Raw genomic sequence first — 12,074 nt, forward strand, 5'->3', positions numbered from 1 at the left:
GGCCGCTCAGTCCGTAGGGCCGAATTCATTCGGCCGCAGTTGCGAAGGCGAACACGTTCGGCCCTACGGCTCCGAGAGTAGACCTCTCAGTGAATGCAGAGCGAGTGATCGGAAGTTGTCATTGGGTTGTCCATAATGGCAGCTGAACTGATCAGAGAGGCGTCGATCATGCGCAAGGCCGAAGTCAAACACCGCAATACCGTCAAGCTGGAGCGGTTGCAGCGCTTTCTGAGCTGGGCGGCGGAACGTCATCCGGACTTCGTGCCGAAGAAGAACCATCAGGAAAAGTGGTTCAGCACCTATATCGGCCATCAACCGCCTGAGATCGGTCGCGCGGCGCGGTTGTTCTGGTTGGGATTGGACGAGCCGACGGTCGATGCCAACCTCGAAGGAGCCGAATCCCAGAGCCTGATTGGCCGGTTGCTGAATCGGGATCTGAACGACTACAGCTGCAACGTCGATATCTTCGGCATCGAGAAAACGCTCGACTGCGGCCCGGTACAGAACTTGCTAGAGCCCGAGCTCGCGCTGCGCATCCCTGACAGCACCTCCATCGACGAATTCGAAGCCAACGTGGACGACGCCATCGAAGCGCTGGTCCGGGACCGCCTGCACGTGCTGGAGCGCCCCTTCGCCAGCATGACGGACGAGCAGAAGATGCGCGTCCTGGATCGCCTGCCGGTAAGACTCTCCCGCCTCGATGACTTTGCCGCCAAGGCCGTCGATATCCTCAACGAGGTGAAGCATGAACTGCGCTATGTCGTGGAGCTGCGCCACGGCGACGTCGCGCTGGACCTACAGCGGCGCATTCCGGGCGGCCAAGGCCATGTATTGAGCGACCAGGACGTGGCCGAACTGAAGGCGCAAGATCGTCAGGATCTGCTGGCCAAGTTCGAGACAATGATCGAGGAAGCCGGCGACTTCGACTTGCAGCTGCTGGGCGAGAAGCGGCTGACCGAAGTGTTCATGATGGAGCCGAAGAAACTTCGCCGAACCATCCGCTTCGCCCGCCAGGACCACAAGGAAAAGATGGCCTTCGCGGTGCTACTGGAGAACAACCCGCGCTTCGTGCACTACCACAAGCTCTACGCGGCACGCCGCATCACCCGCACCTGGACCGCCCTGCTCGGCCCGACCAACAGCGGCAAAACCCACCAGGCCATCGAGGCGATGACCGGTGTCGTTCACGCCATCTATCTGTCGCCACTCAGGCTGATGGCGCTGGAAAACCAGGAACGTATCGAGTCCATGGGCGTGCCCTGCTCGTTGGTCACCGGCGAAGAGGAAATCATCCGCGAAGGCGCCACGCATTACTGCTGCACGGTCGAAGAGTTCGCCCGTTTCCGTCATCAGCCCTGGGACGTGGTGGTCATCGACGAAGTGCAGATGATGGCCGACTCGCAGCGTGGCTGGGCCTGGGTCGATGCGCTGGTCAGCGCCTATACCCCAGAGCTGATCATGACCGGTCCGGAGCTGATCCGACCCTCGCTGAAAACGCTTTGCGACCTGTGCGAGGACGAACTGGTGGTCAAGCGCACCAAGCGTCTGTCGCCGGTCGAAGTGGCGCGGCGTTCGACCACGCTCAAGCAGCTCGACGAGGGCTCGATGCTGGTCGCCTTCAGCCGCAAAACGGTGCTGGAGCTCAAATCGATGCTGGAGATGACCGGCAAGAGCGTCTCGGTGGTCTACGGCGCGCTGTCACCGGAAGTGCGCCGCGAGCAGGCGCGGCGATTTCGCGAAGGCGAGGCGGACATCATGGTCGCCACCGATGCCGTCGGCATGGGCTTGAACATGCCGGCGCACACGCTGTGTTTCTACACGGACGAGAAGTACGACGGCATTCAGAACCGTCAGCTCAAGGTGCAGGAGGTCAAGCAGATCGGTGGGCGCGCCGGGCGTTTCGGTCACCACGACAGCGGCCTCATCACCGCGCTCGATGCCCAGACCTTGCAGTCGATCAAGCGCCTGTTCCACAGCGAGGACCTGCCGGTGGACCTGTCGCAATTCCAGGTCCGGCCGTCCATTGAACACCTGCAAGCCATCTCCGAATTGATGGACGAACCCAGCCTGTTGCGCGCCTGGCTGACCTTCAATCGCAACATCAACTATGGCGATGAGTTCATCTCAGTGCTGCCGGACGAGTTGGCCGAGTGGATCAAGCTGATCGACGACCCAACCATCGACCTGCCACTGCGCTGGATCTTCGCCTGCACGCCGATCCGCGGAGGTCTCGACAGTCCCGCCAGCATCTTCGCCCAGCAATGGCTGAAGAAGGTTGCGCAGGACAAGGAAGTCCCGCTGCCGCGGCTGATCATCGATGCCGACCTGGCGACCTTGGAAAGCTCGCTGCATGTCATCGAAACCTATCTGCATCTGGCGCGAACACTGCCGGCGCACTTCCCGGCGCTGGAACAGGCCGAACAGCATCGCAGCCTGCTCAACGGCGCCATTACCCGCGAGCTGTCGCGCCAGCGCAAGCCACGCAGTTCGGACCGCCGGCGGCTGTCTGGCGAAACCCGCAACTGCAAGCAATGCGGCAAGGCGATGCCGATGGCCGAGCGGCAATTTCGTTTGTGTCAGAACTGCTTTCAGGAACAGCGGAGCAAAGACCAGCCAAGCGCCAAAAGGCGCGCTCCAAAGCGGGTAAAAACGTAGCGAGCCACAGCCAGGCGGGCGCCCCATCAGCTCAAATGATTTATGAGCCGTAGGGTGCCCGCTTCTTTGCTTTGGCTGTTAACGATGTCCTCTGCGCCAGTCTCGACGCTCCACTGGCACCATGACGTACTCGACGCGTTTCGGCCGGTACTTCACCGCACGGAGCGCATGCCGATGGTGATGAACATGATGCTTCGGCTGGTGCTGATAACGGCGAGAATGTCGATGGCTGTGACGGTCATCGGAATCGTTCGATAGCACTGCCACCAATACCGCCCCAACTGCCGCACCGGCCAATACCGGAACAACAACGTTGCGGTCGGCCGCTGAAGCGACATTGGCGGTAACCAGGCAGCCGGTAAGCAGACCGATCTTGAGTATGCGACTGAACATGGCTTTCTCCTTCAACGAGTGGGCTCGTTGCCCACAGCCATCAAACACCGCCGCTCGGTCAAGGGGCGTCAGCGCCATGTAAACAACGCGTAAACAGCACCTCAGAAGGAGCGAATCATCGAGCCCGGGGCTGTCTCATATGAACGATGGACGCAGCGTGCGGAGGCACCCATGCACGATACTTACGACCTGAAACGATTCGTCGCCGCTCAAGACGGCATCTACGACCGCGCCCTGGCGGAACTGCGCAGCGGCCGCAAGCAGAGCCACTGGATGTGGTTCGTCTTTCCGCAGATCGCCGGGCTCGGCCATAGCGACATGGCGCGACGCTACGCCATTTCCAGCACAGACGAGGCGCTCGCCTATCTGCAGCATCCGCTGCTGGGAACGCGGCTGGAGGAATGCACGCAGGCGATGCTGCAGCACACCGATCGTCCGGCGCGGCAGATTCTCGGTTCGCCCGATGACCTGAAGCTACGTTCAAGCATGACCCTGTTCAGCGCCGTGGCACCCGAGCGAACGATCTATCAGCAAGTCCTGAACACCTTTTACAAAGGCGAGGCAGACCCGGCGACGCTGGCCAGACTGCAACGCTGAGCGTTGCCAAGCTCTAGCATGTGGTTGTCAGAGGCGATTGCACTGTCGCTATGCCGGAGGGGCCTTGGTGCGCGGAGCGCACCCTACAAGGGTCTCGTCCATCCTTAGGGTGCGCTCTGCGCACCGGCCAGTACCTCACAGTTCGTTTGCCTGAGCGTCCGGCGTTTTTTTCTGTGAAAAAACTCTTTTGGCAGATCACCATGCGAGGTGCATCAGAGTTGCGCCGCGCTGAGGCCACACGGCGTTGACGTTCCACTCTTCTTCGCACTTTGCCGCTGCCTGGCCTGCGCCAGCTGATGGCGACAACAGATCTACCGCTCCGTTCGCTACCTTTTCGATGAAATGTTCAAGTTTTTACTTTGACAGCGCCTATTTTTGACTTTAAGTTTTCGCTTCCGAACATTTCCGAACCCTCGCAGTATTCGGATTATAAAAACAACAGTCTCCATAAGAGGTTCTGCGCATGAGTAACCCGTCCACCCCGACGCTACGGGGGCAATGCATTGCCGAATTCCTCGGAACCGCCCTGTTGATCTTCTTCGGCACCGGCTGCGTAGCCGCGCTGAAGCTTGGTGGGGCTGATCTAGGTCTTTGGGAAATAAGCGTTATCTGGGGGATCGGCGTCAGCATGGGCGTGTATCTGGCCGCTGGCGTGTCGGGCGCTCACCTGAACCCCGCCGTGTCCATCGCGCTCTGGCTGTTCGGCACCTTCGAGCGCAACAAAGTACCCGCCTTCATCCTCGCCCAGACGGCAGGCGCGTTCTGCGCCGCCGCGTTGGTTTACGGTCTTTACAGCAGTCTGTTTTTCGATTTCGAACAGGCGCAGCAGATGACGCGCGGTAGCCTCGCCAGCCTGGAACTCGCGTCAGTGTTCTCCACCTATCCGCATGCATCGCTTTCGATCGGCCAGGCTTTTCTGGTGGAAGTGGTGATTACCGCTATCCTGCTCGGGATGATCATGGCGCTGACCGATGACGGCAACGGCCTGCCCCGCGGCCCGCTGGCACCGCTGCTGATCGGTTTGCTGATCGCGGTGATCGGCGGCGCGATGGGCCCGTTGACGGGCTTTGCTATGAACCCGGCGCGGGATTTCGGACCGAAGCTGATGACCTTTTCCGCCGGCTGGGGCGAAGTGGCGTTCACCGGCGGTCGGGACATCCCCTACTTCCTGGTCCCGCTGATCGCGCCGGTGCTGGGCGCCTGCATCGGCGCGGCGGGCTACAAGGCACTAATCTGCAAGCATCTCCCGAATCTGGGTTCGGGCGCTTGTGCTGCACCTGAGCCAGATCACGAAGCCAAGCGTTACAGCAAACACGATGCCACCGCCCAAGAAGCTCGTTAAGGAATCGACACCATGAGCAACCCGAACGACAAGCAATTCATCGTCGCCCTCGACCAGGGCACCACCAGTTCCCGTGCCATCGTGCTGGACCGCAACGCCAACGTGGTCACCATCGCCCAACGCGAGTTCGCCCAGATCTACCCGCAGCCGAGCTGGGTCGAGCATGACCCAATGGAGATCTGGGCCACCCAGAGCGGCGTCTTCGTCGAGGCATTGGCGCAGGCCGGCATCACCAATGAGCAAGTCGCAGCCATCGGCATTACTAACCAGCGCGAAACCACCATCGTTTGGGATAAGAAAACCGGTCGGCCTATCTACAATGCCATCGTCTGGCAGAGCCGCCAGAGCACGCCGATCTGCGATCAGCTCAAGCGCGACGGCATGCAGGAGCACATCCGCAAGACCACCGGCCTGGTCATCGACCCCTACTTCTCGGGCACCAAGATCAAGTGGATTCTCGATCACGTCGAAGGCAGCCGTGAGCGCGCACGCCGTGGCGAGCTGCTGTTCGGCACCGTCGACTGCTGGCTGATCTGGAAGATGACCCAGGGCAAGGCTCACGTCACCGATTACACCAACGCCTCGCGCACCATGCTGTTTGACATCCACAAGCTGGACTGGGACCCGGTCATGCTGGAGGCGCTGGATATTCCGCGCGAGATGCTGCCAGAAGTACGCTCGTCGTCCGAAGTCTATGGCCACGCCTATCTCGGCTCCGGCCAGAGCACCGGCATTCCCATCGCAGGCATCGCTGGCGACCAGCAAGCCGCGCTGTTCGGCCAGATGTGCGTCGAACCGGGTCAGGCGAAAAACACCTACGGTACCGGCTGCTTTCTGTTGATGAACACCGGAACCAAGGCCGTGCAGTCCGAGCACGGCCTGCTCACCACCATTGCCTGCGGCCCCAAGGGCGAGGTCAATTACGCACTCGAAGGCGCCATCTTCAACGGCGGCTCTACCGTGCAATGGCTGCGCGACGAGCTGAAGGTGATCAACGATTCGCTGGATTCCGAATACTTCGCCACCAAGGTCAAGGACAGCAACGGCGTCTATCTGGTGCCGGCGTTCACCGGTCTCGGCGCGCCCTACTGGGACCCACGCGCCCGTGGCGCACTGTTCGGCCTGACCCGCGGCGTGAAGGTCGACCACATCATCCGCGCCGCGCTGGAATCCATCGCCTATCAGACCCGCGACGTACTCGACGCGATGCAGCAGGACGCTGGCGAGCGCCTGCGTTCGCTACGCGTTGACGGCGGCGCGGTGGCCAACAACTTCCTCATGCAGTTCCAGGCCGACCTTCTCGGCACTCATGTGGAACGCCCGGAAATGAAGGAGACCACCGCCCTCGGCGCGGCTTATCTAGCGGGTCTGGCAACCGGATTCTGGAGCAGCCTCGACGAGCTGCGCAGCAAGGCCACCATCGAGCGCATCTTCGAACCGGCATGCGATAGCGAACAACGCGAAACGCTCTACAAAGGCTGGAAGAAAGCCGTCGGCCGTACTCGGGACTGGGAAGAGGAATAACCCATACCGGCATTGCTAACGACGTGGCGCTCGGCCCGGATTCGATTCCGCGCCGGGCGCCGCTATTCGTAAACGAACAATTCTTTAATCAACGACCAGACTGCGGCATGCTTCCCGGCATATCGATAAGAAGGAAGCCTCCATGAGTCTGGCCCCACGACAGCAGAGCATTCTCGAACTGGTGCGCGAACGCGGCTACGTCAGCATCGAAGAGCTGGCGCAGCAGTTCGCTGTGACGCCGCAGACCATCCGCCGCGACATCAATCAGCTCGGCGAAGCCGGCCTACTGCGCCGTTACCATGGCGGTGCGGCTCACGACTCCAGCGTACAGAACACCGCCTACACCCAGCGCGCCCGGCAAATGCGCGACGAGAAACGGCGCATCGCTGATGCCATGGCTGCACATATTCCCGATCAGGCCTCGCTGTTCATCAACATCGGCACCACCACCGAAGCCATTGCTCACGCCCTGCTCAATCATCGCGACCTCAAGGTCATCACCAACAACTTGCACGTGGCGAGCATCCTCAGCCCCAAGGAAGACTTCGACGTGCTGATAGCTGGCGGCAACGTGCGCAGCGACGGCGGCGTGGTCGGCCAGGCCACGGCGGACTTCATCAGCCAGTTCAAGGTGGACTTCGCCCTGATCGGCATCAGCGGCATCGACGAGGACGGCACTCTGCTGGACTTCGACTACCAGGAAGTCCGCGTCTCCCAGGCCATCATCAACAATGCTCGCAAGGTCTTCCTGGCCGCAGATTCAAGCAAGTTCGGCCGCAATGCCATGACCCGCCTCGGTTCGCTGGAACAGATCGACATGCTGTTCACCGAGGCCCAGCCACCGGAAGCGTTTTTGGAATTGCTGGCCCGACATAGCGTGAAGCTGGAAGTCACTGGCTGAATCATTCAGCGATAGCCTCACATGGCTCATGCTGTCACCAAGGCGAAGCACCACAGGCCTGCCTGTAGGAGCGAGATCACTGGCTGAGTCGAACTACTCGGCGAATCTCACATAGCCCGGTGCAGTCCCGTAATGCTATTCAGCTAAGACGAAAGCGCCACGGCACGGCACGAGGGCCGTGCCTGTAGGAGCGAGCTTGCTCGCGAAGCGTTTGCGAGGCCTGGGTTCGCGAGCAAGCTCGCTCCTACAAAGGCGAAATCACTGGCTGATCGAACTACTCGGCGAATCTCACATAGCCGGTGCAGTACCGTAATGCTATTCAGCTAAGACGAAAGCACCACGGCACGACACGAGGGCCTTGCCTGTAGGAGCGAGCTTGCTCGCGAAGCGTTTGCGTGGCCTGGGTTCGCGAGCAAGCTCGCTCCTACAAAGGCGAGATCACTGGCTGAATCGAACTACTCGGCGAATCTCACATAGCCCGGTGCAGTCCCGTAATGCTATTCAACTAAGGAGAAAGCGCCACGGCATGAAGGCCTGCCTGTAGGAGCGAGCTTGCTCGCGAAGCGTTTGCGTGGCCTGGGTTCGCGAGCAAGCTCGCTCCTACAGCAGTGAAGTTCGCTTACCCCCGAAACGCATGAATCTCGCCGCATACAAACGAGCCTGGAAGCATCAAAAATAGTTCGTTTTAATTCGATTATTTTCTTTTGATATAAAAAGTGAACATCAATTCTGGAGAGAAGAACTCTTCTGCGTTACGATGTTCACATTCGAAAGTAGATATTCGTTTTTTAGGAGAGACCCGTGAACGACACCCACTGCCCCGTTTCCGAGCTCTACGACATTGCCGTCATCGGTGGTGGAATCAACGGCGTGGGTATCGCCGCCGATGCGGCTGGGCGCGGCCTGTCGGTTTTCCTGTGCGAACGCGACGATCTGGCAAGCCATACCTCATCGGCAAGCAGCAAGCTGATCCATGGCGGGCTGCGCTATCTCGAACACTACGAATTCCGCCTGGTACGTGAAGCGCTGGCCGAGCGCGAGGTGCTGCTGCGCAAGGCACCGCATATCGTCAAACCGATGCGTTTCGTCCTGCCCCACCGCCCGCATCTACGACCTGCCTGGATGATTCGCGCTGGGCTGTTTCTTTATGACAACCTCGGCAAGCGGGAACAGCTGCCCGCCTCGCGCGGCCTGCGCTTCGGCGATGAAAGCCCGCTGAAGCCGGCAATCAAGCGCGGTTTCGAATATTCCGATTGCTGGGTCGACGATGCGCGGCTGGTGGTGCTCAACGCCATGGCCGCACGCGAAAAAGGTGCGCACATCCATACCCGTACCCGCTGCCTGAGCGCCAAACGTGCCGGTGGCATCTGGCATGTCGAGTTGCAACGCGAGGATGGCACTCGGTTCGCTCTGCGCGCCAAGGCGCTGGTCAACGCGGCGGGGCCTTGGGTCGCGCAATTCATCGGTGAAAACCTACAACAGCGCTCGCCTTACGGCATCCGCCTGATCCAGGGCAGCCACGTCATCGTGCCCAAGCTGTACGAAGGCGAGCAGGCGTACATCATGCAGAACGAGGATCGGCGCATCGTGTTCGCCATCCCTTATATGGGCCGCTACACCATGATCGGCACCACGGATCGCGAGTATCACGGCGATCCGGCCACGGTCAGTATCAGCGAAGAAGAGATCGGCTATCTGCTGGGCGTGGCCAATGCGCACTTCCGCAAGCAGTTGGAACCCAAGGACATTCTGCATACCTTCGCCGGCGTGCGCCCGCTGTGCGACGACGAGTCCGATAACCCCTCGGTCGTTACCCGCGATTACACCCTGTCGCTGGAAGCCGAGCAGAAGCAGGCGCCGCTGCTTTCGGTGTTCGGCGGCAAGCTCACCACTTACCGCAAACTGGCCGAGTCGGCGATGGAACATCTTGCGCCGTTCTTCCCGCAGATGGGCGAGCGCTGGACCGCGAAGGCCAGCCTTCCCGGCGGCGAAGGCATGAATTCACCGCAAACGCTGGCCGAGGAGCTGGTCGCCAAGGTCGAAGGCATCGACTTCGATTTGGCCCGGCGATGGGCGAATCTATATGGCGGCCGCGTCTGGAAAATGCTTGGCGAGGCCCGTTCAGTTACCGAACTGGGTGAACGGCTGGGCCAGGATCTCTACGCATTGGAAGTCGAATATCTGCACCAGCAGGAATGGGCGACCTGCGCGGACGATATTCTCTGGCGCCGCACCAAGCTCGGCCTGTCGTTCACGGCTGAGGAACTCGCCCGATTGCAGCACTACCTGGACACCCGGCCCGCGCTGGCGAAAGCAGCGGACGTGGATGCGGCCTGACGGTCGCCGCATTTCGAATCACCGTCAATTGCGGTAGGCTCAGCCACTTCTCAAGACGGAGTAACACCCCATGGCCCGAGCCACTGCCCGCCACATCCTGGTTCCCACCGAAGACAAGTGCAACGAACTGAAAGCTGCCATCGAAGGCGGCGCCGATTTCGCCCAGGTTGCCAAGGACAATTCCACCTGCCCATCCAGCCGTCAGGGCGGCGATCTGGGCTCGTTCGGCCCCGGCCAAATGGTCAAGGAATTCGACACCGTGGTATTCAGCGCCCCGCTCAATGAAGTGCAGGGCCCGGTGAAGACCCAGTTCGGCTACCACCTGCTGGAAGTCACCAGCCGTCAGGATTGATCCTGTGCCCCCGCGCTACGGTGCGGGGGCTCCCTCGCTTAACGTTTTCCGATCTTGCAGTTTTCCAACCTTCCAGCGACGCGCTGTCAATCGATCTGCCTGCCGGCGACGTGCCGATGGCGCCGCAAGCGTCAGGCTTCCAGCCGGAAGCGTCCAGTCAGTTTCTTCAAACCATTCATGCTCTGCATGATCGTCGTGCCGGAATTCGCCGTGTCCTGAGTGACCGTTGCGGCCTGATCCGCGACCTGGGCGATGCGTGTCAGCGAACAATTCATCTCTTCGGCAACTTGCGACTGTTCTTCGGCCGCGGTGGCGATCTGGTTGGTCATGCCGCGTATGGTCTGCACCGCGCCGACGATCTGGCTCAGCGCATGTTGCGTGGCTTCGATTCGCGAAAGCGTATCGCTGCTGCTCTGACGCGACGCATCCATGGCTTGGCCGGCGCGAGCGGCCTGGCTCTGCAGCCGCTCGACCAGCACCCCAACCTCCTTCGCCGACGTCTGCGTGCGACTGGCAAGGCTGCGCACCTCATCAGCGACCACCGCGAAGCCGCGACCCTGCTCACCGGCACGGGCCGCTTCGATGGCGGCGTTCAGTGCCAGCAGGTTGGTTTGCTCGGCGATGCTGCTGATGACGCCCAACACCTTGCCGATCTCATTGCTATCCAGGACCAGTTGCTGCATCACGCCGGACAAGCTGTCGACGTGACTGCCGAGCGCACGGATGGCATCGACGGACTCACTCATCACGGCACTGCCGTTGCTGGTTTCATGCTCGGCCAGATCAGCTGCGCTGGCGGCTTCTACGGTGCTGCGCGCCACTTCCTGAGAGGTCGCGAGCATTTCGTTCATGGCAGTGGCGACCTGATCGATCTCCGCTTGCTGGCCCTCAACATTGCGAGCGCTATCGCTGGCCAGGCTGGCCATCCGGGTACACTGACCGTCCGCCTCGTCAGCGGCTTGGCGTACCCCGCGAATCATCTCGCCCACCTGGCCCAGCAAGCGGTTATAGGCGGTGGTGATTTTGCCCATTTCATCCTCGGCGTAACGCACCTGGATCGGCGAGGAGAAGTCGCCCTGGCTGACTTTCTCCAGCCGCCCGCGCAACTCGTCGATCTGCAACATCAGCCAGTTCATGCCGGCGATACGCCCCAGGACCACCAATAGCAGGATGAAAAGGGTCGAAGCCATCGCGACCCACAATTGACGTGCCGCGCTGCGGTTGGCGTCATCGGCGATCAAGGTCACCACTTCGTTGGTCTCGGCGAGAATCGCCTTGGCATCGGCCGCAATGGCAATGAGATCGACAGTGGTATTACTTGTCGCCCCGGCAGCGAGCGCAACCACAGCCGGACGAAAGCGCTGCCATATCTGGTCGACCCGCTGCAGGTGCTGCTTTGCGGTAGCCACCTCGACCGGGGCGATCCCTCTCGCGGGGTCGCCCTGCAACAGCAAACGATGGGACGCTTCGAATTGCCGCACAGTCTCTTCCATATCGCCCGCGCTACCGATGCCCTGCGCGGCCAGCAATGCCTCCTTGACCATCTTCTGGCTCAGCATCCGCTGGGCACCGGCCATGTCGAGCTGAGCGGCGTCCTTGCTGGAGAAAAACAGCACGCCAGCCGTCACTGCGGCGCAGAGAAATATCAGGCAGTAGGAAAAGAAGAACTGAAGATTGATGGTACGTAGTCCCATGCCGCGTAAGAGGGTCTGAATGGCGTTCGCCAAGGTGCTAGTCATGCGAGTCGTCCTGTAGGCCGAAAGAAGCACCGCTGCCGTCGATACTTCTTTGGGCAGTGGCGCAGTTGCCGCCTCTATCGGCCCGAGGGAAACGTTCTTTACACCGTTGATCACCGCTGAAAGCATTGATTTAGAGCGGGTTTATGCATTTAAAGCCTCACCCATAAAAGCTTCACGATGGCATTGATTCACATCAATGAATCATCGATTTTTTGCGGCTTCCCGTAGACGCAC

Annotated in this window: 9 protein-coding genes; 7 read left to right on the top strand and 2 right to left on the bottom strand. The window is 60.7% G+C overall.

Annotated features, from left to right (window positions below; translation table 11 throughout):
- Window positions 1-168: 168 nt before the first annotated feature.
- Window positions 169-2,655, top strand: a complete 2,487-nt coding sequence (locus NA645_RS05935; RefSeq protein ID WP_256048093.1) for a helicase-related protein — start codon at window positions 169-171, stop codon at window positions 2,653-2,655.
- Between the two features lie 78 nt (window positions 2,656-2,733).
- Here NA645_RS05935 and NA645_RS05940 read toward each other — a convergent pair whose 3' ends face one another.
- Window positions 2,734-3,048 carry a hypothetical protein gene (locus NA645_RS05940; protein ID WP_256047985.1) on the bottom strand — a complete coding sequence of 105 codons (315 nt, stop codon included), beginning with the start codon at window positions 3,046-3,048 and terminating at the stop codon, window positions 2,734-2,736.
- A 171-nt stretch (window positions 3,049-3,219) separates the two neighbouring features.
- On the opposite strand from NA645_RS05940, the gene NA645_RS05945 reads away from it, so the two are divergent.
- The 6 genes from NA645_RS05945 (at window position 3,220) to NA645_RS05970 (ending at window position 10,101) form a co-directional block, all read left to right on the top strand.
- The gene (locus tag NA645_RS05945; RefSeq protein ID WP_256047987.1) at window positions 3,220-3,645 is read left to right on the top strand and encodes a DUF1810 domain-containing protein; all 426 of its coding nucleotides are present in this window, start codon (window positions 3,220-3,222) and stop codon (window positions 3,643-3,645) included.
- A 463-nt stretch (window positions 3,646-4,108) separates the two neighbouring features.
- Window positions 4,109-4,987 (top strand): MIP/aquaporin family protein, encoded by an 879-nt coding sequence (locus NA645_RS05950; RefSeq protein WP_256047988.1) that lies wholly within the window; start codon window positions 4,109-4,111, stop codon window positions 4,985-4,987.
- 12 nt (window positions 4,988-4,999) lie between these two features.
- On the top strand, window positions 5,000-6,511 hold the full coding sequence (glpK, locus tag NA645_RS05955; RefSeq protein WP_256047989.1) for a glycerol kinase GlpK: 1,512 nt from the start codon (window positions 5,000-5,002) through the stop codon (window positions 6,509-6,511).
- Window positions 6,512-6,653: 142 nt separating this feature from the next.
- Window positions 6,654-7,412: a DeoR/GlpR family transcriptional regulator gene (locus tag NA645_RS05960; RefSeq protein ID WP_256047990.1), complete on the top strand. Its 759-nt coding sequence runs from the start codon at window positions 6,654-6,656 to the stop codon at window positions 7,410-7,412.
- A gap of 801 nt (window positions 7,413-8,213) precedes the next feature.
- Complete coding sequence (gene glpD, locus NA645_RS05965) at window positions 8,214-9,749, top strand: glycerol-3-phosphate dehydrogenase (protein ID WP_256047991.1); 1,536 nt, start codon at window positions 8,214-8,216, stop codon at window positions 9,747-9,749.
- A 70-nt stretch (window positions 9,750-9,819) separates the two neighbouring features.
- Window positions 9,820-10,101: a peptidylprolyl isomerase gene (locus NA645_RS05970; protein ID WP_256047992.1), complete on the top strand. Its 282-nt coding sequence runs from the start codon at window positions 9,820-9,822 to the stop codon at window positions 10,099-10,101.
- Between the two features lie 131 nt (window positions 10,102-10,232).
- Here NA645_RS05970 and NA645_RS05975 read toward each other — a convergent pair whose 3' ends face one another.
- On the bottom strand, window positions 10,233-11,840 hold the full coding sequence (locus NA645_RS05975) for a methyl-accepting chemotaxis protein (RefSeq protein ID WP_256047993.1): 1,608 nt from the start codon (window positions 11,838-11,840) through the stop codon (window positions 10,233-10,235).
- Between the last annotated feature and the right edge of the window lie 234 nt (window positions 11,841-12,074).

Source organism: Stutzerimonas stutzeri (assembly GCF_024448955.1).
GTDB classification, from domain to species: Bacteria; Pseudomonadota; Gammaproteobacteria; order Pseudomonadales; family Pseudomonadaceae; genus Stutzerimonas; species Stutzerimonas stutzeri_AQ.